Origin of the sequence: Saccharopolyspora rhizosphaerae, from assembly GCF_003931915.1 — a bacterium.
Classification (GTDB): domain Bacteria; phylum Actinomycetota; class Actinomycetes; order Mycobacteriales; family Pseudonocardiaceae; genus Saccharopolyspora; species Saccharopolyspora rhizosphaerae.
In genome coordinates, this window is record NZ_RSAA01000002.1 from 44,030 (window position 1) to 65,223 (window position 21,194).

Below are 21,194 nucleotides of genomic sequence, written 5' to 3' on the forward strand. Positions count from 1 at the left end.
ACGATCTTCTTGCGCAGCACCGAATGGTGCCCGCGTCGCAGCTCACGCCCTTCGGATTCGGTTCAGAACCACGCCCCTGCGTCATCGCCGCCGCACCGTCTGTGCGCGCGGAGGCAGAATCACCCGGATGTGAACGGCTTTTCACACACCCGCTGGTTCCGGAAGAGGAGCCGGCTGCGCGACGCGCACCCGTTCGTGACGGACGTGACGCACCAGGAGCAGGACGAGGAGCAGTCCCAGCACGGCGTAGGGGTTGCCGAACAGGTGCGCCACCACGTCCCACGGAGGCCCGCTGGGCATCCAGTTGAACGCCGCCGCGAGCACGGTGACCAGCGTCCACCCCGCCGTCACCAACCAGCCCGTGCTGCGCCGACGGACCGCGTAGCCGAGCAGCACCAGCAGTCCTGGCGCGCACCACACCCAGTGGTCCGACCACGACGTGGGCGAGATCAACAGCGCCAGCAGCGCGTTCGCCGACACGGCGAGCGTCGGTTCCACCCGTCGGAACACGAAGAGGACGGCCACCGTCACGCTGACCGACAGCACCAACCACAGCGCGTTCTGGGCCAGGGCGGGCATTTCGAAACGCGACAGCGCACCCATGATGGATTGGTTGGTGTGGAAGGCCGATCCGCTGACCCCGTGCGCAGGCCCCTTGCCGAACCAGTAATCCACGGCCGCGGAGAAGTTCAGCGCGAAGCCGGAGAGCGTCGCGAGACCCGCGGTGGCCACGGCGACGACCGCGGCTCGGTAGTCCCTGCGCACGACGAGGAACAGCACGAACGCGGCCGGGGTGAGCTTGATGGCGGCGGCGATCCCGATGAGCGTTCCGCGCGGCCAACGGGGTGATTCGGCCAGGCAGTCGGCCAGCACCATGCCCATCAGCAGGATGTTGACCTGCCCGAGGCCGAACGAGGAGTAGACCGGCTCCAGGAACAGCGTCAGCGGCAGCAATGCCATGGCCACGGCCACGGCACCGCGTGCGCCGACGGCCGGCCACAGCCGCCGCAGGACCAGGTACAGCGAGCCACCGATGGCCAGCAGGTCCAGCAGGTAGAGCACCACCAGCCCGACGCTGAAGGGCAGCAGCGCCAGCGGCGCCAACGGCGCGAGCGCGAACGGCGGGTACACCCAGGGCAGGACACGACCGATGCTCACCGTCGGCGCGGTGTTCATGATGTCGCCGCCGGAGAGCCAGGTGTGCACGGCCCAGCGGTAGACCTGGTAGTCGATGGCCGACTCCTCGCCGATGCCTGCGCGGGGCGTCAGCAGCAGCAGGCCGAGCGCGGCCAGCACCAGCGGAACGCACAGCAGCGTGATCGCGCGTGAGTTCGCGACCACGAAGGCGCGCAGGCGGTCGGGCAGACCGCCGAGGTTCAGAGCAGGAACGGAGCCGATCCGTACCGTGGCCACCCTGTGTCCTCTCGTCCGAGCGGGCACCGGGCACTCGCCTGCGTGATCGCTCGATCACACCCGGTTCGCCGAGCCGCAGGGAATTCCCCCGGTGAAAGCCGGAAAACCTTAACCCACGGGACGCGTGAACCAGCACTCGCCTCGCCGGGAAGAACCGGAGGTTCAACCACCCAGGTCGATCGGATCCAGGACCTTCGCGAGCAGTTCACCCAGCTGGGCAACCTCGTCGTCGGAGAGCGGGCCGAGCAGCGCCCGCTCGCGCTCCAACTGGGCCGGGAAGGCGCGGTCGATGACCGACCGACCGCGGTCGGTGAGCCGCACGTCGACCTCGCGCCGGTCGCGCGCCGAGGTGCTGCGGGTGATGAGGCCCTCCTCCTCCAGCCGCGCGAGCCGCTTGGTGGTGGCCGCTCCGGACGACAGCGTCTCCTTGGTCAGCTGGCTGGGGCGCAGCCCGCCGCCTGCCCGGCGCAACGCGCTGAGGACTTCGAACTCCATCCGGGACAGCCGCAGCTCGTCGAGGACCTCGTCGTCCAGCTGGTTGGTCAGCGCCGCGAGCCTGCGCACCCGCCCGATCACCTCGATCGGAGCGAGGTCCAGCTCGGGGTAGTGCTCGCGCCACTGATCGCGGATCCGCCCGACGACGTCCACGGCCACACTCCTTCACGGGTAAAACACCTTGTAACATTTTACGCGTGAATGGTTCATTGCTCCAGACCTTGCGCACCCGGGACGCCCTGCGGATCACGCGGATGCACGGAGGCGTGCTGGTGCCGGCACTGCGGGTCGGCGTGTCCTACGCGGTGCCGATCCTGGCGCTGCTGGCCTCGGGGCTTCTGGAGCTGGCTCCGTTCGCGGCGCTGGGCGCCTTCACCTCGCTGTACTGCCGCGTCGACACCTACGCGCGCCGGGCTCGGCTGCTGCCGGTCGTAGCGGTGGGCCTGACGGCGAGCGTGGCCGCCGGGGCGGTGGCCGCGGCGGCCGACGCCGGAGGGGTGGTCAAGGTCCTGGTCCTGGCCGCGGTGGCGACGCTGTCGAAGCTCCTCGCCGACGTGCTCCGGCTGGGGCCACCCGGCGGGCTGATGTTCGTCTTCGCCGCCGGCGCGGCCGCCTACTCACCGCAGACCTGGGACGGTTTCACCGCCGCGGTCGCGGCCGCCGCCGCCTCGGCCGCGCTGTCGTTCCTGATCAGCATGCTGGGCGCACTGCTGCACCCGACCGGGCCGCACCGGCTGGCCACGGCCCGAGCGCTGCTGGCGGTCGCCGACCACCTCAAGGCACCCAGCGCCGCGTCGCGCCGCCGCGCGCACGCGTCGGTGCACCAGGCGCTGACCGCGTTGCACGAGCGGGAAGGACGTGCGGTGGCCCGGCTGCGCGGGCACCTCGCGCACGCGGTCCACCTGCTGCACCACCCGGCCGAGGAGGCCGACGAGTTGCGCGCGGTGGGCAGGCGGCTGCGCTGGGGCAGCATCGCGACCCCGGTGCACGACCGGACACCGCCGCGCCCGGTCCCGGCGGAGCGCGCCCGGCTGCGGGCGTTCCGCACCAACGCGGCGCGCATGGTGGTGGCCTCAGTGGTCACCGGCCTGATCGCCTCGACCTTCCAGCTCGACCACGCCTACTGGGCGGTGGTCTCGGTCAGCTCGGTGCTGCAGTCGCACAACACCGCGACCACCTGGCAGCGCGCCCTGCAACGCAGCGGGGGCACGGTCGCGGGAGGTCTGCTGGCTCTGGGGATCTTCGCGACCGACCCGTCGCCGGTCGGGCTCCTCCTGGTGGTCGTCATCTGCCAGATCGCGGCAGAGCTGGTGGTGATGGCCAACTACGGTCTCGGCCTGACCTTCGCGACGCCGTTGGCCTTGTGCCTGGCGGCGCTCGGCCACCCCGCCGACCACTTCCACCTGGTCGCCGAGCGGGTCGCGATGACGCTGTTCGGGGCGCTGCTCGGGGTCGCGATCTGCCTGGTGCTGACCAACGGGCAGGCGCGAGCGCGGTTGCGCCGGGCGTTGGAGGACTGCCGCCGCGCCACGCAGGACCTCCGCTCCTCCCCCACCGACCCCGACGCGCGCAACGGGCTGCTGCGGGCGGTGTTCGCGTTGCGGGACGCGCACCTGGTCGCCGCGGGGGAACCGCTGGGCCCGCCCCACGGCGACCAGGAGGTGCTCGACACCGAGCACGAGGCCTACCGGCTGCTCGCCGCCACCACCGGTTCACGTCCAGTGGTGGCGGACCTCGCTCATCCGACGCCGAGCCGGGCCAGCAGCTCGGCGCGCAGCGACACGAACTCGGGGTCACCGACCTCGCGCGGACGGGGCAGGTCGAGCACGCGGTCGTAGCCGATGCGGCCTTCATCCATCACCAGCACGCGGTCGGCGAGCAGCAGCGCTTCCTCGACGTCGTGGGTCACCAGCAGGATCGCGCAGCCGTGACGCTTCCACAGCTCCCCGACCAGCTGCTGCGCCTTGAGCCGGGTGAGCGCGTCCAGCGCCGAGAACGGCTCGTCGAGCAGCAGCAGGTCCGGCTCGCGGACCAGCGCGCGCGCCAGCGAGGTCCGTTGCGCCTCACCACCGGAGAGCACCTTCGGCCAGACGTCCACCCGGTGACCGAGGCCGACCTCCTCCAAGGCGGCCACGGCCCGCTGCTTGTCGGGACGACCGGGCAGACCGAGGACCACGTTGTGCCACACGCGCTTCCAGGGCATCAGCCGCGGCGCCTGGAAGGCCACCGCGCGGCGCTGGGCGACCTCGACCTCCCCGGTGACCTCCTGGTCGAGGTCGGCGAGGATGCGCAACAGCGTCGACTTGCCGCACCCGCTCGGTCCCAGCAGCGCGACGAACTGGCCGGGCTCGATGTCCAGGTCGAGCCCGTCGAGGACGGTCCGGTCACCGAAGCGGCGTGAAAGCCCCCGGACGACCGCCGGTTTCGTGCTCACTTCCCGCTGAAGGCCGGTCGCCACGCCAGCACCACCCTTTCCAATCCACGGACGACGAAGTCGGCGACGAGGCCGAGCAGGGCGTAGAGCACGAGGCAGACGACGATGACGTCGGTCTGGAAGAACTCGCGCGCGGTGTTCATCTCGTAGCCGATGCCGGCGGTGGCGTTGATCGTCTCGCCGAACACCAGCGCCAGCCAGGCCGATCCGAGCGCGTAGCGCAAGCCCACCAGGGCGTTGGGCATCGCGGCGGGCAGGATGACGTGCCGCACCTGCGCCAGCGGCCCCAGCCCCAGCGTCTTGGCCGCTTCGACGAGCCCGGCGTCGACGTTGCGGATGCCGCCGTAGATGTTCATGTACAGCGGGAAGGTCACCGCGAGGGCGATCAGCACGATCTTGGGCTCCTCGCCGATGCCCAACCAGATGATCAGCAGGGGGATCAGGCCGATCACCGGCACGGTGCGCAGCATCTGCATCGGCGCGTCGATGAGGTCCTCGCCGCGCCGGAACAACCCGGAGAGGGTCGCCAGCACGGTGGCGGCGACGACGCCGATGACCAGGCCGCCGCCGACGCGCTGGAGCGAGACCGCGATGGCCTCCTGCAGGCGCCCTTCGGCGAACATCTCCCCGCCGGTCGCCACGACGGTGGCCGGGGAGGCGAGGGTGTCCTCGCTGAGCACTCCGGCGGCGCTGAGCGTCTGCCACAGCGCCACCAGTGCGAGGGGGCTGAACAGCTTGAGGACCCAGCGCGGGACGCGAGGTTCGCGCCGCGCGGAGCGGGTCCGCACCGTGGTGACGGCGATGCGGTCGTCCGTCGGCACGGGTGTCAGGTGTGTGGTCATGAGGGCTCCACGAACGTGAGCGGACATGCGGAGACGGCCACCGGAGACGGCTCAGGACGGTGGCGCGAGGAAGAGCGGGTGAGAAGAGGTCAGGCGCGACACAGCGCCGAGGACACGCGGGAGTAGTCCACGTAGCCCCGGATCGTCAGTGGCACCGACGGGATCATGGCGATCACGCTAGACCGGGCTGCGCGCTGTGTAAACGGCGCTCCACGGAATGGGACCAGGGGGCGTCCTGCCTGGTCAGCGACCAGATGAGCTAGGTTGTCGGGGTGATCGAGGAGCTCGTGCCCGTCGAGGTGGCCACCGCCGAGACCTTCGACGACCCGCCCGAGGCGGAGCTGTTCGACGCCGAGGCGGAGGAGATCGCCACCGCGGTCGCCAAGCGACGCCGCGAGTTCACCAGCGGCCGCTGGTGCGCGCACCGCGCGATGCGGGCGTTGGGGGTCGAGCCGGTGCCGCTGTTGCGCGGCGAGCGCGGCGCTCCACGATGGCCCTCGGAGGTCGTCGGCAGCATCACGCACTGCGCCGGCTACCGCGGCGCGGCCGTGGCGCGCAGCCGCGAGGTGCGTTCGGTGGGCATCGACGCCGAGGAGCACCAACCGCTGCCCGGCGGGGTGCTCGACGTGGTGTCCCGCCCCGAGGAACGCGAGCACCTCGCCGAGCTCGCCGCACGCGACCCGGGCACGTGCTGGGACCGAATCCTGTTCAGCTGCAAGGAATCGATCTACAAGACGTGGTACCCGGTCACCGGCGAGTGGCTCGGCTTCGAGGACGCGACGCTGGAGTTCGGCGCGGGCACCTTCTCCGCGCGGCTGCACAAGAGCGCCGCGGGTCTCACCGGGTTCACCGGCCGCTGGCTGGCCCGCGACGGACTCGTGCTCTCGGCCATCGCGCTGCAGGGATGAGGCGGGCGCCCTTCCGCGCCTCCGCCGGGCGCGACCGGCCCGGGGGAGTGGATTGCCTTACCTACAAACGATTTTCAAGAAAATGTCTTCGTGTAACATGGATCTCTCGGATCCGCAGTGAAGGAGCAATGCGTTGAACGAGGCGATCAGCCCGGACAGCACCGTCGGCGACGACGAGATCGTCACCTGGTGGGGCTTGGTCATCGAGGGGTACCACGTCACGGCCGACAAGCTGGCGACCGCGATCATGGACGGGTACGGGCTGCCCATGGCTTCGTTCGACATCCTGCTCCGGCTGGTGCGCTCACCCGACCACCGGATGCCGATGACCAAGCTCGCCCGCGAGGCGGCCTTGAGCAGTGGCGGGTTCACCAAGGTCGCCGACCGGTTGGCGAAGGCCGACCTGATCCGCCGCGTGCCCAGCGAGACCGACCGCCGGGTGACCTACGCCGAGCTCACCGAGCACGGTCTCGACGTTGCCAACCGCGCTCGGACCACCTGCGCCCGGGTCCTGCGCGAACACGTGCTGGCCCCGCTCGGCAAGACCGACTCCGAAGCGCTCGCCCAGGCCATGCGCACCCTCCGCGAAGCCAACACCCCGCAGGACTGAGGGCCTGGTGAAGAACGCGGCGCACCCGTAGGCGCGGAGCGGCTCCGCGGAGACCACACCGGGACGCCGCGTTGGCGACGCTCGCGGAGCCAGGGGGCAGGGAGTCGGGGGGGCACGGAGTCCCTGCGCTCTCCCCAGCCGAGGGTTCCTGCTACCCACACCGCTGAGCGGTGCGTCGCAGAACCTCTAGAGCACGTCGGCGACCGCGGTCCCTGCTTCGTCCAGCGCCAAGCCCAGGTCGGCGCGTTCGACGAGCCAGCGGCTGGGCCGGTACCGCGGGTCCCCGGTGGCCGAGTGCAGCGCCCGCAGGACGGTGAGGACGCGGCGCACCCCGACCTGCTGGCCCCACTCCAGCGGGCCTCGCGGGTAGGCCAGCGCGAGGCGCACCGCGGTGTCGATGTCGGCCGGCGTGGCGAGGCGCTGCTCGGCGATGAAGCAGCTGGTGTTGACGATCGACGCGAGCAGCCGCTGGGCGATCATGCCCGGCGCGTCGCGCACGATGGTCACCGCGCGCCCGGTGGCGGCCAGCGCCGCCCACGCCGCGCGCGCCACGTCCCGGTCGGTGGCCGGGTGCACGGTGAGCGTGCAGCGGGTGGCGGTGCTCAGCGGGTCGACGCCGCAGACGAGCTCCGCCGGCAGTTGCGCCGACAGCGCGGCCGAGGCTGCGCTGTGCCCGTAGGGCGTGAGCAGCACGACCGCCGCCGAGCTCGGTTCGTCCTCGCGCTCGACCGGGATCCCCGCGTCGGCCAGCGAGTCGAGCAGCGCGGCGTCGTCGGACCACACGGGTCGGCTGGTCGGCTCGGGCGCGGCGGGTTCGGTCCGTTCCTGCTTGACGCCGTCCTCGTAGCGGTAGAAGCCCTCCCCCGTCTTGCGGCCGAGCAGTCCGGCCTCCAAGCGGGAGCGGGTGATCGGCGACGGGCGCAGTCGCGGATCGCCGTAGTAGCCGTGGAAGATGCTCTCCATCGCGGGGTGGGTGACGTCCAAGCCCGTGAGGTCCATCAGCTCGAACGGGCCCATCCGCAGCCCCAGCATGTCGCGCGCGACGCGGTCGACGTCCTCCGGTGCTGCCAGGTCTTCGCTGAGGATCTGCAGCGCTTCGGTGACCAGCCCGCGCCCGGCGTGGTTGACCAGGAAGCCCGGGGTGTCGGTGGCCCGCACCGGGGTGTGGCCAAGCCTGCGGACCAGCTCGGCGAGCGCGTCGGGCAGGTGCGCGGCGGTGCGGGCGCCGGGGACGACCTCCACCAGCCGCATCAGCGGCACCGGGTTGAAGAAGTGCAGGCCGGCCAGGCGGCTCGGGTCCTGCAGCGCGGTGGCGATCGAGGTGACCTGCAACGAGCTGGTGTTCGTGGCGAACACGGCGTGCTGCGACAACGCGCGTTCGAGCTTCGCGAACAGCTCGCGCTTGGTCTCGAGGTCTTCGCGGACCGCCTCGACGACCAGGTCGCACTCGGCCGGGTCCAGCGCGTCCGAGAGCGGGACGAGGCGCCCGCTCGCGGCCTCGGCGTCCTCGGCGCTCATCCGGCCCTTGCCGACCAGCTTGTCGTACATCCGGCCGATCTCGGTGACCGCGGACTCCACGGCGTCCGGCCGCGCGTCGGCGAGCTGCACGGTGATGCCCGCGGCGGCGCAGATCTGGGCGATGCCGCGTCCCATGACGCCGGTGCCGATCATCCGCACGGTCGTCACGCGCTCCGCCCACTCACCCGGCAGCATGGTCGACTCCTCCGTTGGCGCACACCTGTTGCGATCAGCTTCGCACGCCTCGCCGAGAGGGTCCAATACCGAATTGCCTCCCCGGTGAGACGATCCTCCACATAATCGCCGCAGCTTACGGTCCGCGCCGCGGCTGTGCTACCAACGAAAAAGACGACGTCAGGAACGGCGGCGTGCCAACGCGAAGGAGCAAGCGATGCGCGAAGCGGTGATCTGCGAGCCGCTGCGGACCCCGATCGGCCGGTTCGGCGGGGTGTTCAAGACGGTGCCGGCGGTGGAGCTGGCCGCAACCGCCATCCGGGGGCTGCTGGAGCGCACCGGGCTGCCCGGTGACGCCATCGACGAGGTTGTCCTCGGCCACTGCTACCCCACCTCCGACGCCCCGGCGATCGGCCGGGTCGCCGCGCTGGACGCAGGCCTGCCGGTGGAGGTCGGCGGCTCCCAGATCGACCGGCGCTGCGGCTCGGGCCTGCAGGCCGTGGTCGACGCGGCGATGCAGGTGCAGACCGGGGTCAGCGACGTGGTGCTCGCTGGTGGCGCGGAAGCCATGAGCAGCGCGCCGTTCTACACCACCGAAGCCCGCTGGGGCGTGCGCGGCAACGGGCTGCAGCTGCACGATTCGCTGGCACGGGGCCGCACGACCGCCGGCGGGAAGGACCACCCGGTTCCGGGCGGCATGCTGGAGACCGCGGAGAACCTGCGCCGCGAGTACGGGATCCCGCGCGAGGAGCAGGACGAGCTGGCGCTGCGCTCCCAGCAGCGCGCCGCCGAGGCCCAGCAGGCCGGGCGCTTCGACGACGAACTGGTGCCGGTGACGGTGCGCTCCCGCAAGGGCGACGTGGTCGTCGACAACGACGAGCACCCGCGCCCGGACACCACCCTGGAACAGCTGTCCGGGCTCAAGCCGGTGCTCGGCAAGGACGACCCGGAAGCGACCGTGACGGCGGGCAACGCCAGCGGTCAGAACGACGCCGCGGCGATCTGCGTGGTGACCACCCCGGAGAAGGCCGCCGAGCTCGGTCTGCGCCCGCTGGTGAAGCTGGTGTCGTGGGCCCGCGCCGGGGTTCCGCCGCGCACCATGGGCATCGGCCCGGTGCCCGCGACGGCCACGGCGCTGCAGCGCGCCGGGGTGAGCCTGTCCGAGGTGGACCTGATCGAGCTCAACGAGGCGTTCGCCGCGCAGGTCCTGGCCTGCACCCGGGAGTGGGAGTTCAAGCCCGCCGACTTCGACCGGCTCAACGTCAACGGCTCGGGCATCTCGCTGGGGCACCCGGTGGGCGCCACCGGCGGCCGCATCCTGGCGACCCTCGCCCGCGAGATGCAGCGCCGGGAGGCCCGCTACGGCCTGGAGACGATGTGCATCGGCGGCGGCCAAGGCCTGGCAGCACTCTTCGAGCGCGTCTAGTCCACAGAGGAGGAACAGCGCGGCTCCGCGGCTCGGACGCGGAGCCCGTTCTCCAGGCGCGGGACAGCGGTCACCGCTCCAGGTCCGCGCGCCTTCGTGGCGAGCACGCCGCGCACGGGCCGTGCACCAGGGCGGCACTGCGCTCCTTTCCAGGGGCTTCCTCGGGCACCGCCGAGCGGAGCGGCCCATGACCGGAGGCTCTAGGCTGGGCGACGTTCTCAGCGATCTGTTCCGAGGAGCTGTTCATGGCGATCGCCACCGCTGACAGGGTCGACCGCGAGGGGCTGCTGGAGTTCGTGCGGCCGAGGCACAAGGCGGTCCTGGTGACCACCCGCTCCGACGGGAGGCCGCAGATGTCGCCGCTGACCTGCGGTGTCGACACCGCAGGTCGCCTGGTCATCTCGACCTACCCGGAGCGGGCGAAGACGCGCAACCTGCGCCGCGACCCGCAGGCGTCGGCATGCGTGCTCTCGGACGAGTTCAACGGCCCGTGGGTGCAGGTCGACGGCACGGCCGAGGTGCTGGACATGCCCGATGCGCTCGAGGGCTTGGTGGAGTACTTCCGGTGCATCTCCGGCGAGCACCCCGACTGGGACGAGTACCGGGAGGCCATGGTCCGCCAGGACAAGTCGTTGATCAGGATCACCATCGAGAGCTGGGGCCCGATCGCCACCGGCGGCTTCCCGCCCCGGCTGGCCCAGGACTGAGCCGACCGCCTGGCGTCCACGCTCCGCGCGGGCGGGACGTCAGGCGGTCCGGACGCGAACCTGGAAGGCGCGGGAGAACCGCGCGCTCCGCAGGAACAGCGAGATCACGAGCAGCCAGCCGAACCCGGCCCCCAGGGCGGTGCGCTGGTACAACCCGGCGTAGGGCTCGAGGTCGGACCACCCGAGGAAGCCGAGCGACGCGAGCGCGAGGCACGCGACGGCGACCGCGGTGGTGGCGTAGCAGTAAGCGGCCCACCACGGCTCCTCGGTGGCCCACAACAACCGGCCGAGCACCCAGCTGGCGGCAGGCAGCCCGAGCTGCACCACCACGGAGAACACCTGGTGGAGGATTCCGCCCGCGGTGACCACCGACGCTCCACCGGACGGGTCGGGCGGGGAGAAGCCGGCGCCGATGAGGCCGATCCCCACGGCGATCACCAGACCGGGGACCCACCAGCCACCGCCCAACCGCAGCAGCGCGCACCGCACACCGAAGGCGAAGCTGGCGATGAGCACACCGCTCGTCCCGGAGTTCACCGCTTGCGCCCACCCGAGGGCACCGGTGGCCAGTGAACTCACCGGGTGGCTGAGCGGATCGTGTCCTGACCGCAGCGAACCGATGACCAGGGACGCTGCCACGAACAGCACCGCGCCCGCGGTACCGCAGCGGAGCAGGGTCCGCTCATCCCGAGCCTGCAACATGCGCGGCAGCCTAGCGGGCGCTGCAGGAGTGAGCTCGTGGTAGTCACCTTCCGGGGCGTCCGGATCACCCGCGTCCCAGCCTGCGGACTGCGGCGCTGCCGCCGATGAGCAGCACCAGCCCGGCCACCGCCCACCGCCGCTTCTCCTCGGTGGAGTGCTCCGCCTCGTCCACCTCCGCTTCCTCGGGTTCCACTGCGGGGGAACGCTTCTCAGACTCCGGAGTGGGCTCGACGGGCGGCGGCACCGGCGCCCGGGTGGGACTCGCGGTCGGCGACGGGACCTCCGCCGGTTCCGGGGGGACCGAGGAGGTGGTCGGAGGTGCCGGCTCCGAGGCCCCGGTGGGCGGCGGCGGTGGCAGCGGAGGCGGCGGACGTGGTGGTGGCGGCGGCGTTCGCCGCAGGCAACCGGCGGCGTCGGAGCTGGAAGTCGGCGCCAGCTCGGCCAGTTCCACCAGCTGACCGTCCGCCTCGACCCGGTACACCCCACCGCCGCGGTTCGCCGTGAAGTGCAGCGCTCCGTCCGGGTCGATCACGACCGAACCGTAGCTGTCGGGCGGCAGGGTCGGCAGCCACAGCACCGGCTCGGCGACCCCGGTGCTCAGGTCGAGCCGCACGACCGCGGGGGTTCCGGTGTAGGTCTGGGCGACGCCGCGGAGGAAGCCGTCCGGGCCGACGTCGAAGTCGTCGAGGGAGAACGGACCGTGCCGCTCCTCCAGCGCGATCGACGAGAGCACGTGCCGGTAGGTCGGGCTTCCCGGATCGATGTCCACTGTGTACAAGCGGTCTCCCTCCCCGACGTACCAGCGGTTTCCGCGGACCGCTCCGGCAGTGGGGTGGTCGAGGACGTTCCACGGGGTGTCACCGCGTCCGGCGATGACCGGGCCGAGGTCCAGCGGCGGATCCTCCGGTCGCAGCGCGACGACGTGCCCGCCGTCGTCGAAGCCCTCGGCGATGCCGTAGGCCCAGCCCTGCTCGGGCGAGTAGCCAAGCGCGTTCACCCGGTGCGGCAGCACCCCGACGCGCGTGCCGGCGAAGTCGGGCAACCGCACCCGGTGCAGCACCGACCTGCCGGCCTCGGTGCGGACCTGCAGCGCCTCGCACGCCGGGGCAGCGTCGGCCGCCGGGGACACCCCGCCCGCCAGCAGGGCGAGGAGCACGGCTAGTGCCGCTCGAGGCGGTCGAGCGCCCACTGGAACGCCTCCGGTTCGATGCGGGACCCACCGCTGAACGGGTTCTGCAGCTGGAAGATGGCGAACAGCAACAGCGCCAGCGCACCGGCCAGCGTGGACACGAGCACGATGTGCGGGAACAACCGCGTGCCGCCGAAGAGGTTGGGCAGCAGCACGCACGCCAGGCTGCCGACGACGAGCACGAACCAGACGACCGCCACCACCCCTCGGTCGACGGCGCGCGTGAGGCGTTCGTGCCGCTCGGCGTAGACCTCGTCGAGCGCGTCCAGGGCGTTGGCCTTGCGGCCCTCCTCGAACTCGCCGTCGGCCTGTGCGCCGAGCACCGACGCCCGGATCCGGTCCAGGTGGTGCCAGCCCATGCCGCCGACGGGTTCGCCGCGCCGCATCGCCGGCCACTCGTCGCGCACCACCACCTGGAGGTAGTGCGCGCCGTGCTCGCGGACCTCCGCGGCCGCCGGACCGGGCAACGACTCCACCGCCCAGGACACCGAGATCAGGCCCTTCGCTTCGTCGAAGGCACCCTTGCGCGCATCGGTGACGGCGTCGAACAGCGTCACGAGCACGAACGCGAGGACGACGGCCTGCAGCCCGCTGACGATGGTGAACACCTGCCCGGCGGCGTCGTTGTTGCTCGGCCTGCCCTCGTCCTGCCCGATCCTGCGCACCAGGTAGCCGATCAGCGCAGCCCCGACCGCAGCACCGAGCACCCAGAGGGCCCCGGTGAGGACCAGGTTCACTCCGCGACCCCCGCCGCGGTCTCCCGCCCGGAGTCGGGTCGTCGCGGGGCGGGCACCCGTGGAGCTTCCGGCTCCAGCAGCTCGCCGACTTCGCAGTCGAGCACCTGGCAGATGACGTCGAGGTCTTCCAGCTTCAGGCTCGCGGGGGTCTTCGACCACAGGCCGGACATCTTCCCGGCGGAGATCACCAGGCCGTGCTCGGCGAATCTCCGCTGCAGGTCGGTGGCCTTCCAGATACCGCGCTGCGCCGCAACCAACCGCAGGTTCCACTTCACGCGAAATCGCCTCCTGGAGAATTCAGCTGACCGGTTCGCCGACCCTGATGGACCTTCACGGATTCCGATCGAATCCGGAAAACGCCCGGCCGAACCACTTCCCGAACAATACGCCGCAGACCCCTCAGAAATGGATAACCCGATTCGTGGAATTCGAGTTCACATCTGCGTCGCCCCGATGGAGCAGCACTGCCCTGAATGACCCCTCGCGCGCCTCGCACTACGCCACCCGACTGAGCAGAATTCCGGAAACTTCGGACGTGAGAGACGTTTCACGACACACTCAGCCGCGCAAGGGGAAGATCAGGTGATCATGCCGCTCCCCCTGCGCTGACCACCGCGTATTGGTCCGTTCAGCACTTTCGGGTGACTGTACGGCCGAGCGGCGGTGGTGCTAGCGTTCCGATCGGAAACGACGCCAACGCGACCGTTCCGGCGCAGCCAACAATTTCTTCTGCCCCTTTCCCCATTTCCGACGACAATCGTCGAATCCTCCTTTCCACTCGCGTTCGAGTCGACCCCGTCGAAGCTTTTCCAGCACTACGATTGGTGGTTCCCCCTGTGACTGCGACCGATCCGACCAACCCCGTCGACACCGAGGCGGCCCAGCTGAGCCTGAGCACGGCCGCGGCCCGCAACCTGGCGACCACGACCAAGTCGGTCCCGCAGATGCAGGGGATCACCTCGCGGTGGCTGCTGCGGATGCTGCCGTGGGTGCAAGCGGCCGGCGGCGTGTACCGGGTGAACCGGCGGCTGAGCTACACGCTCGGGGACGGCAGGATCACCTTCAGCAACACCGGCGCGGACGTCCGCGTCATCCCCCAGGAGTTGCGAGAACTCCCGCTGCTGCGCGGCTTCGACGACGAGGCGGCGTTGCGCGCGTTGGCGGACCGGTTCGTGCAGCGCCAGTTCGAGCCGGGCGAGGTGATCGCCCACTCCGGCGACCCGGCCGAGGAAGTGGTGCTGATCGCGCACGGCAAGGTCAACAAGATCGGCACCGGCGAGTACGGCGACCAGACCGCTCTGGAGGTGCTCGCCGACGGCCAGTACTTCGGCGCGCACGTGCTGGCCGGCGAGACCGGGGAGTGGGAGGCCAGCTACAAGGCCGTGACTCCCTGCACCGTGCTGTCGCTGAACCGGCAGACGTTCCAGGAGCTCAACGGCTCCTCGGAGTCACTGCGCGAGCACGTCCGGCAGGCCCTGGCCGGGCCGAGCCGCCCGCACAACCCGCACGGCGAGGCCGACATCGACATCGCCTCGGGCCACTCCGGCGAACCCGCGCTGACCGGCACGTTCGTCGACTACGAGCTCTCGCCGCGCGAGTACGAGCTCAGCGTCGCCCAGACCGTGCTGCGGGTGCACAGCCGCGTCGCCGACCTCTACAACCAGCCGATGGACCAGACCGACCAACAGCTCCGGCTCACCATCGAAGCACTGCGCGAACGCCAGGAGAACGAACTGGTCAACAACCGGGAGTTCGGGCTGCTGCACAACGCCGACCTCCGCCAGCGCATCCCCACCCGCACCGGGCCGCCCACCCCGGACGACCTCGACGAGCTGCTGGCGCTGGTGTGGAAGGACCCGGGCTGCTTCCTGGCGCACCCGCGCACCATCGCCGCGTTCGGGCGGGAGTGCAGCAAGCGCGGCCTGTACCCGCAGAGCATCGACCTCGGCGGGCACCAGGTCCCGGCGTGGCGGGGCGTGCCGATCCTGCCGTGCGACAAGCTCCGCGTCAGCGACAAGCGCACCAGCTCGGTGATGCTGATGCGGCTCGGCGAGCAGAACCAGGGCGTCATCGGCCTGCACCAGACCGGCCTGCCCGACGAGCACCGGCCCGGGCTGTCCGTGCGGTTCATGGGCATCAACCAACAAGCCGTCATCTCCTACCTGGTGAGCGCCTACTACTCGGCTGCGGTGCTGGTCCCGGACGCGCTCGGCGTCCTCGAGCACGTCGAAGTGGGCCGCGAGAGCTGAGCGCGCGGGCCGGTCGACCGCCGGCCCTCCTCGTCCCGACCAGAGGAGTTGAACCACCGTGACCTCGACCGAGCCGCCCGCTCTGAGCCTGAGCACCGCGGCTGCGCGCAAGCTGTCGACCACCACCAAGACCCCACCCCAGATGCAGGGCAGGAGCCCGCGGTGGTTGCTGCGGATGCTGCCCTGGGTCGACATCGACGCCGGCACCTACCGGGTCAACCGGCGGCTGACCTACGCCTCCGGCGACGGCCGGATCACCTTCACCAACACCGGCGACCAGGTGCGGGTCATCCCGCGCGAGCTCACCGAACTGCCGCTGCTACGCGGCTTCGACGACGACTCCGCGCTGGTCGCGCTCGCCGAGCGGTTCGTGCAACGGCACTACGAACCGGGTCAGCTGATCTCGGTGGCCGGTGAGCCGGCGACCGAGGTCGTGCTGATCGCCCACGGCAAGGTCGAGGAGGTCGGCGCGGGCGAGTACGGGCACGACACCGTCGTCGACACCCTGGCGGGTGGCGCGTTCTTCGGCTCGCAGGTGCTGGCCACGGCGCAGTCCACGTGGGACAGCACCTACCGCGCCGTCACCCCGTGCATCGTCCTCGCGCTGGACCGCGCGGCCCTGCACGAGGTCACCCGGCAGTTCGACGAGCTGCGGGCGCACGTGGCCGCCGAGTACGCCTCCGCCGCTCCCCCGACCAACAAGCGCGGTGAGGCCGACATCGCGCTGTCCTCAGGGCATTCCGGCGAGGTCGCGCTCCCGGGCACGTTCGTCGACTACGAGCTCGAACCCCGCGAGTACGAGCTCAGCGTCGCCCAGACCGTGCTGCGGGTGCACAGCCGCGTCGCCGACCTCTACAACCAGCCGATGAACCAGACCGAGCAGCAGCTCCGGCTCACCGTCGACGCCCTGCGCGAACGTCAGGAGCGCGAACTGCTCACCAACCGGGACTTCGGACTGCTGCACAGCGCCGACCTCCAGCAACGCTTGCACACCCGCGCCGGCCCGCCGACACCGGAAGACCTCGACGAGCTGCTCTCACGGCGGCGCAAGTCGCGGTTCTTCCTCGCCCACCCGCGCGCGATCGCCGCGTTCGGCCGGGAGTGCACCCGCCGCGGCCTGTACCCGCAGACCACCGAGGTGCAGGGGCAGGTCGTGCAGGCCTGGCGCGGGGTGCCGATCCTGCCGACCGACAAGATCCCGATCAGCGGCAAGGGGACGACTTCGATCCTGTGCATGCGCACCGGCGAGGACGACCACGGCGTGGTGGGCCTGCGCCAGACCGGCATCTCCGAGGAGCTCGAACCCGGGATCTCCGTGCGGTTCTCGGGGATCAACGAACAGGCGGTCATCTCCTACCTGGTCAGCGCCTACTTCTCGGCCGCCGTCCTGGTCCCGGACGCGCTCGGCGTCCTGGAGAACGTCGAAACCACCCGCTGAGCGAAGGGATCGCGCAGATGACCACGTTGCAGCAGGACGCGAACCGGGCCGGACAGGCCTTCGAGGCGCTCACCACCAGCAGGACCATGGTCGAGCCCGCTCTGCGGGCGGCCGTGGACCGGCTGCCGGACCGGATGCGGCAGGTCGCCGGTTACCACCTGGGCTGGCTCGACGAGCGCGGCAACCCGGTGCGCGCCGACCGGGGCAAGGCGCTGCGGCCGACGTTGGTGCTGCTGAGCGCCTCGTCGGTCGGGGGTGATGCCGCCGACGCGGTGCCGGCGGCGGTGGCGGTGGAGCTGGTGCACAACTTCTCGCTGCTGCACGACGACGTGATGGACGGCGATGTCACGCGACGACATCGACCCACGACGTGGACGGTGTTCGGCAACGCCACGGCGATCCTGGCCGGCGACGCGTTGCTGTCGCTGGCGGCCGACGTGCTCGCCTCGTCGCAGCACTCGGAGGCGGCGAGCGCGGTGCGGATGCTCAGCGGCGCGGTGCTCGGTCTCATCGACGGGCAGAACTCGGACCTGGAGTTCGAGACGCGCGCCGACGTCGACGTCGCGCAGTGCCAGCGCATGGCCCGCGAGAAGACCGGAGCGCTGCTGGGTTGCGCGTGCGCGCTCGGCGCGCTCCACGGCGGCGGCAACTCCGAGCAGATCACCAGGATGCGCAGCTTCGGTGAACGGCTGGGCCTGGCCTTCCAGCACGTCGACGACCTGCTGGGGATCTGGGGCGATCCGGCGACGACGGGCAAGCCGGTCTTCTCCGACCTGCGGACCCGCAAGAAGACGCTGCCGGTGGTCTCCGCGCTGACCTCGGGCACCAGCGCGGGCAGGCGGCTGGCCAAGCTCTACTACCGGGACTCGCCGCTGATCAGCGGCGAGTTGGCCCAGGCCGCGGAGCTCGTCACGCTGGCCGGGGGCAGGGCGTGGAGCCAGACCCAAGCCGACGAGCTCCTCGCCGCCGCCCTGTCGGACCTCCGCAAGGCGGACCCGGACGACGACGCGGCCGAGTCGCTGGCCGCCCTCGCCCACCTGGTGGCCCGCCGGGATCACTGATCCCGGTCCGGAAACGGACGGCTCCAGCCGCGCTGCCCCTCCCGGCTGGAGCCGTCCCCCGGGCCTCAGGAACGCCGGATCCTGGCGATCAGCCCGATGACGCGGGCCGCCACCGCGGAGATGAGGAACGAGGTCAGCGCCGCGCTCATCCAGGTGGGAACGGTGACGCCGACGGCGTCGCGGACGCCGGTCCAGAAGGTGGTCCACCACCCCAGTTCGCCGGGGTTGATCAGCTGGAACGTCGCGAAGCCCAGCGTCCAGGCCAGCAGCATCCCCCACCGCGAGGGCGCCTGGTCGGAGAGGTCCCACTCGCGGCTGCGCGCGTTGTGGAAGTAGTCCACCGCCAGCACGCCGAACATCGGCACGAACACCGAACCGATGAGCAGCAGGAAGTTGGCGAACTGCTCGATGTCGATCGTCAGGGCGGCCAGCGTGCTGATCACTCCGACGAGCAGGCTCAGCACGCGGCGGTCGGTGCGCGGGCGCAGGTTCTGGATGGACACCGCGGTCGAGTAGGTGTCGGCGAAGGACTGGTCGACCTCCCGCAGGACCAGGACCGCGAAGAACAGCACGCCGAGCGGCGCCGCCAGCAGCGGGTCGAAGGCCTTGTCGCCGTTGAACCCGACCAGCGCCAGGCCGAGCAGTCCCAGCAGGTAGCAGGCGATCTGGGTGACCGAGTAGCCGACCGTGGCGGCGGTGAACGCGCCTCGGACGGACCGGGAGTGCCGCGAGTAGTCCGAGGCGACCGGCAGCCAGGACACCGCCACCGCCAGGGCGGCGTCGGCGCCGGGCCAGAAGCCCTCCCAGGACCCCTCGTGCATCGGCGGCAGCGGCTCGCGCAGCAGCTGCACGAAGAAGTAACCCATCGCGAGGAGCACGGCGATGCTGACGTAGCGGCGCAGCAACCGCAGCGCGCCGAGCGGGCGCAACGTCAGGGCCGTGGTGAGCGCCCCGGCGATCAGCACGTACAGCCATTGCGGGCCGCCGCCGAACAGCGCCTCGGCGCCTTGGGCGATCACCAGCAGCTCGAAGGTGCCCCAGCCGACCAGCTGCAGGATGTTGAGCACGGTCGGGATGTAGGACAGGCGGGTGCCGAACAGGCCGCGCAGGAGCATCATCGCCGGAGCACCGGTGCGGGCACCGGGGATGGCCGCGATGCCGACCATGACGCTGCCCAGCACGGTGCCGACGAGGGTCGCCGTCACCGCGGCCAAGAACGACAGCTGCGGCACCCCGGCCGGTGCGAGCACCGCGAGGGCGCCGCTGAAGCCCAGCAGGCTCACGCCGAGGTTGCCCCAGAACGCGCTCTGGTCGAGCACGCCCAGCGTTCTCGGAGCCGGTTCGTCCAGGGTGTTCGGAACTTCGGAACGTTCGACGTCAAGCGCCATCAACAGCTCCCTACGCCGGCATTATCCGGACAGGTTCTGCGGTCGGTGGCGCGGTGCGTTGCCACCCTCTCAGCCCGGTGCGCCCGAGCTCCCGCGTGGATCAGTCGGGCAGGACCTTACCTGATCGAGTGACGCGCTGTCGCTCAGCGCCTCCGGCGGTTGCCGAACAGACCTCGGGTGATCTCGCGTCCGGCGGCGCTGGCGGCTGACCGGAAGAACGAGCGCACGGCGGGGTTCGCCATGGCCTTCTGGAACAACCCCGCCTCCTCGCCTCCGCGCTGCTCCGGAGCCGTTCCCCCGGGCTCAGCCCCGGACTCGCCTCCGGGCTCGGCCGCAGGGTGAGCGACCTTCGCGGTGAGCTTCTCGTAGGCGGACTCGCGGTCGATCGTCTCGGAGTACCTCCCGTGCAGGTCTGAGGACCGGGCGGCCTCCCGCACCGCGTCCTCACCGATGCTCGCCATCAGCGAGCGCGGTGGCCGCAGCCGCGTCCAGGCCACCGGCGTCGGCGCCCCGGTCTCCGACAGCACCGTCACGATCGCTTCGCCGGTGCCGAGCGAGGTCAGGGCCTCTTCGAGCCGGTAGTGCTCGGTGGTCGGGTAGGTCTTCACCGTGCGCGACAGGGCCTTCTGGTCCTCGGGCGTGAACGCGCGGATGGCGTGCTGGACGCGGGCGCCGAGCTGGGAGAGCACCGGGTTGGGCAGGTCGGTGGGCAGCTGGGTGCAGAAGAACACGCCCACGCCCTTGGAGCGGATCAGCTTCACGGTCTGCTCGATGCGCTCCAGGAACGCCTTGGAGGCGTTGTCGAACAGCAGGTGCGCCTCGTCGAAGAAGAACACCAGCTTCGGCCGGTCCAGGTCACCCGCCTCGGGCAGCTCCTCGAACAGCTCGGCCAGCAGCCACATCAGGAACGTGGAGAACAGCACCGGGTTGGTCTGCACGTCGTCGAGCTCGAGCAGGTTGACCACGCCCTTGCCGTCGACCTGCCGCAGCAGGTCGGCCACGTCGAGCTCCGGTTCGCCGAAGAACTCGTCGCCGCCCTGGGCTTCGAGGTTGGACAAGGCGCGCAGGATCACCCCGGCGGTGGCCGCCGAGACGCCACCGATGCCCTTGAGGTCCTCCTTGCCCTCGTCGCTGGTCAGGTACTGGATGACCGAGCGCAGGTCCTTCGTGTCGAGCAACGCGAGTCCGCGCTGGTCGGCCCAGTGGAAGATCAGCCCGAGGGTGGATTCCTGGGTGGCGTTGAGGCCGAGCACCTTGGACAGCAGCAGCGGCCCGAAGCTGGTGATCGACGCGCGGATCGGCACACCTCGGCCGCTGGTGCCCAGCGACAGGAACTGCGCGGGGTACGCGGTGGGCTGCCAGCCGTCTCCGACGTCCTGAGCGCGCGCGGTGATCTTGTCGCCGGTTTCCCCGGGGCGGGCGAGGCCGGACAGGTCGCCCTTGACATCGGCGAGCACGACCGGGACCCCGGCCTCGGAGAGCTGTTCGGCCAGCAGCTGCAGCGTCTTGGTCTTGCCGGTGCCGGTGGCGCCCGCGACCAGCCCGTGCCGGTTGAGGGTGGCCAGCGGGATGCGGACCTGGGCTTGGGCGTCGGCCTCGCCGTCGACGACCACCGCCCCGAGGTCCACGGCCGCACCTCCGGTCCGGTAGCCGGATGCGATCTGCTGGGCAGCGCTGTTGTCGGTCACCGCGATCTCCTCCCGTCGGCACGTCCCCCTCGGAAGGTAGGTCGCCCCGACGGCGGCTCCCGGGAGTGCCACTCGGTCGAGGGACACGTGGGCGCGTCCGCCACTAGCACCCCGAACGAGACGCTGGAAGGTTCGTTGACCACCGGAAATATCTCCTCCGGAGGCATGGGACCGCTCGCCCGGTGGAGTTAGAGTCTGGTCAGACCACCGGGGTC

At 71.2% G+C, this 21,194-nt stretch carries 19 protein-coding genes and 1 riboswitch; of the genes, 8 read left to right on the forward strand and 11 right to left on the reverse strand.

All coding sequences use genetic code 11. From position 1 onward, the window contains the following. Positions 1 to 141 precede the first annotated feature (141 nt). Together EIL87_RS02555 and EIL87_RS02560 are read right to left on the reverse strand one after the other, a co-directional pair. Positions 142 to 1,413 carry a glycosyltransferase family 87 protein gene (locus EIL87_RS02555; protein WP_233575969.1) on the reverse strand — a complete coding sequence of 424 codons (1,272 nt, stop codon included), beginning with the start codon at positions 1,411 to 1,413 and terminating at the stop codon, positions 142 to 144. Between the two features lie 162 nt (positions 1,414 to 1,575). Then, a complete protein-coding gene (locus EIL87_RS02560) occupies positions 1,576 to 2,061 on the reverse strand; it encodes a MarR family winged helix-turn-helix transcriptional regulator (protein WP_125088510.1) in 486 nt (161 codons plus the stop codon). A gap of 44 nt (positions 2,062 to 2,105) precedes the next feature. On the opposite strand from EIL87_RS02560, the gene EIL87_RS02565 reads away from it, so the two are divergent. Beyond that, on the forward strand, positions 2,106 to 3,746 hold the full coding sequence (locus tag EIL87_RS02565; protein ID WP_125088511.1) for an FUSC family protein: 1,641 nt from the start codon (positions 2,106 to 2,108) through the stop codon (positions 3,744 to 3,746). Here the strand turns inward: EIL87_RS02565 and EIL87_RS02570 are convergent. Both EIL87_RS02570 and EIL87_RS02575 read right to left on the reverse strand, forming a co-directional pair. Further along, on the reverse strand, positions 3,647 to 4,366 hold the full coding sequence (locus tag EIL87_RS02570; RefSeq protein WP_125088512.1) for an ABC transporter ATP-binding protein: 720 nt from the start codon (positions 4,364 to 4,366) through the stop codon (positions 3,647 to 3,649). The genes EIL87_RS02565 and EIL87_RS02570 overlap by 100 nt on opposite strands. Continuing rightward, entirely contained in the window at positions 4,339 to 5,184 is an 846-nt protein-coding gene (locus EIL87_RS02575) for an ABC transporter permease (protein WP_125088513.1), read from the reverse strand. The genes EIL87_RS02570 and EIL87_RS02575 overlap by 28 nt, the downstream gene beginning before the upstream one ends. 272 nt (positions 5,185 to 5,456) lie before the next feature. On the opposite strand from EIL87_RS02575, the gene EIL87_RS02580 reads away from it, so the two are divergent. Together EIL87_RS02580 and EIL87_RS02585 are read left to right on the forward strand one after the other, a co-directional pair. Then, positions 5,457 to 6,092: a 4'-phosphopantetheinyl transferase family protein gene (locus EIL87_RS02580; protein WP_125088514.1), complete on the forward strand. Its 636-nt coding sequence runs from the start codon at positions 5,457 to 5,459 to the stop codon at positions 6,090 to 6,092. Positions 6,093 to 6,225: 133 nt separating this feature from the next. Beyond that, positions 6,226 to 6,702: a MarR family winged helix-turn-helix transcriptional regulator gene (locus EIL87_RS02585; protein ID WP_233575970.1), complete on the forward strand. Its 477-nt coding sequence runs from the start codon at positions 6,226 to 6,228 to the stop codon at positions 6,700 to 6,702. Positions 6,703 to 6,888: 186 nt separating this feature from the next. Here the strand turns inward: EIL87_RS02585 and EIL87_RS02590 are convergent, their stop codons facing one another. After that, on the reverse strand, positions 6,889 to 8,415 hold the full coding sequence (locus EIL87_RS02590) for a 3-hydroxyacyl-CoA dehydrogenase (RefSeq protein WP_125088515.1): 1,527 nt from the start codon (positions 8,413 to 8,415) through the stop codon (positions 6,889 to 6,891). 196 nt (positions 8,416 to 8,611) lie between these two features. Between EIL87_RS02590 and EIL87_RS02595 the strand changes: the two genes are divergently transcribed. Together EIL87_RS02595 and EIL87_RS02600 are read left to right on the forward strand one after the other, a co-directional pair. Beyond that, the gene (locus EIL87_RS02595) at positions 8,612 to 9,820 is read left to right on the forward strand and encodes an acetyl-CoA C-acetyltransferase (protein WP_125088516.1); all 1,209 of its coding nucleotides are present in this window, start codon (positions 8,612 to 8,614) and stop codon (positions 9,818 to 9,820) included. A gap of 245 nt (positions 9,821 to 10,065) precedes the next feature. Continuing rightward, positions 10,066 to 10,527, forward strand: coding sequence for a PPOX class F420-dependent oxidoreductase (locus EIL87_RS02600; RefSeq protein ID WP_407690508.1), 462 nt, complete (start codon positions 10,066 to 10,068; stop codon positions 10,525 to 10,527). Positions 10,528 to 10,566: 39 nt separating this feature from the next. Here the strand turns inward: EIL87_RS02600 and EIL87_RS02605 are convergent, their stop codons facing one another. The 4 genes from EIL87_RS02605 to EIL87_RS02620 form a co-directional block, all read right to left on the reverse strand. Next, complete coding sequence (locus EIL87_RS02605; RefSeq protein WP_125088518.1) at positions 10,567 to 11,229, reverse strand: DUF998 domain-containing protein; 663 nt, start codon at positions 11,227 to 11,229, stop codon at positions 10,567 to 10,569. Between the two features lie 64 nt (positions 11,230 to 11,293). Continuing rightward, a complete protein-coding gene (locus EIL87_RS02610) occupies positions 11,294 to 12,418 on the reverse strand; it encodes a DUF6923 family protein (protein WP_158628569.1) in 1,125 nt (374 codons plus the stop codon). Continuing rightward, positions 12,388 to 13,155, reverse strand: a complete 768-nt coding sequence (locus tag EIL87_RS02615; RefSeq protein WP_125088520.1) for a bestrophin-like domain — start codon at positions 13,153 to 13,155, stop codon at positions 12,388 to 12,390. Before EIL87_RS02615 ends, EIL87_RS02610 begins: the two co-directional genes overlap by 31 nt. Further along, positions 13,152 to 13,430, reverse strand: coding sequence for a helix-turn-helix domain-containing protein (locus tag EIL87_RS02620; RefSeq protein WP_125088521.1), 279 nt, complete (start codon positions 13,428 to 13,430; stop codon positions 13,152 to 13,154). Before EIL87_RS02620 ends, EIL87_RS02615 begins: the two co-directional genes overlap by 4 nt. 561 nt (positions 13,431 to 13,991) lie before the next feature. Here EIL87_RS02620 and EIL87_RS02625 point away from each other — a divergent pair. The 3 genes from EIL87_RS02625 to EIL87_RS02635 are packed head-to-tail and all read left to right on the forward strand — an operon-like array spanning position 13,992 to position 17,903. Continuing rightward, positions 13,992 to 15,404, forward strand: a complete 1,413-nt coding sequence (locus EIL87_RS02625) for a family 2B encapsulin nanocompartment shell protein (RefSeq protein ID WP_125088522.1) — start codon at positions 13,992 to 13,994, stop codon at positions 15,402 to 15,404. Between the two features lie 58 nt (positions 15,405 to 15,462). After that, complete coding sequence (locus EIL87_RS02630) at positions 15,463 to 16,842, forward strand: family 2B encapsulin nanocompartment shell protein (RefSeq protein WP_233575971.1); 1,380 nt, start codon at positions 15,463 to 15,465, stop codon at positions 16,840 to 16,842. 17 nt (positions 16,843 to 16,859) lie between these two features. Then, on the forward strand, positions 16,860 to 17,903 hold the full coding sequence (locus tag EIL87_RS02635; RefSeq protein ID WP_125088523.1) for a family 2 encapsulin nanocompartment cargo protein polyprenyl transferase: 1,044 nt from the start codon (positions 16,860 to 16,862) through the stop codon (positions 17,901 to 17,903). A 65-nt stretch (positions 17,904 to 17,968) separates the two neighbouring features. Here the strand turns inward: EIL87_RS02635 and EIL87_RS02640 are convergent, their stop codons facing one another. Together EIL87_RS02640 and EIL87_RS02645 are read right to left on the reverse strand one after the other, a co-directional pair. Next, positions 17,969 to 19,291: a purine-cytosine permease family protein gene (locus tag EIL87_RS02640; RefSeq protein ID WP_125088524.1), complete on the reverse strand. Its 1,323-nt coding sequence runs from the start codon at positions 19,289 to 19,291 to the stop codon at positions 17,969 to 17,971. Beyond that, positions 19,282 to 19,396, reverse strand: a riboswitch (TPP riboswitch). (Overlaps the previous gene by 10 nt.) A gap of 38 nt (positions 19,397 to 19,434) precedes the next feature. Further along, entirely contained in the window at positions 19,435 to 20,979 is a 1,545-nt protein-coding gene (locus tag EIL87_RS02645; RefSeq protein WP_125088525.1) for a helicase HerA-like domain-containing protein, read from the reverse strand. Positions 20,980 to 21,194 lie beyond the last annotated feature (215 nt).

What these genes read in the sequence shown, in the direction of transcription:
- EIL87_RS02575 (WP_125088513.1), bottom strand. Translation starts at nt 5,184, where the DNA reads ATGACCACACACCTGACACCCGTGCCGACGGACGACCGCATCGCCGTC.
- EIL87_RS02590 (WP_125088515.1), bottom strand. Translation starts at nt 8,415, where the DNA reads ATGCTGCCGGGTGAGTGGGCGGAGCGCGTGACGACCGTGCGGATGATC.
- EIL87_RS02595 (WP_125088516.1), top strand. Translation starts at nt 8,612, where the DNA reads ATGCGCGAAGCGGTGATCTGCGAGCCGCTGCGGACCCCGATCGGCCGG.
- EIL87_RS02600 (WP_407690508.1), top strand. Translation starts at nt 10,066, where the DNA reads ATGGCGATCGCCACCGCTGACAGGGTCGACCGCGAGGGGCTGCTGGAG.
- EIL87_RS02605 (WP_125088518.1), bottom strand. Translation starts at nt 11,229, where the DNA reads ATGTTGCAGGCTCGGGATGAGCGGACCCTGCTCCGCTGCGGTACCGCG.
- EIL87_RS02635 (WP_125088523.1), top strand. Translation starts at nt 16,860, where the DNA reads ATGACCACGTTGCAGCAGGACGCGAACCGGGCCGGACAGGCCTTCGAG.
- EIL87_RS02640 (WP_125088524.1), bottom strand. Translation starts at nt 19,291, where the DNA reads ATGGCGCTTGACGTCGAACGTTCCGAAGTTCCGAACACCCTGGACGAA.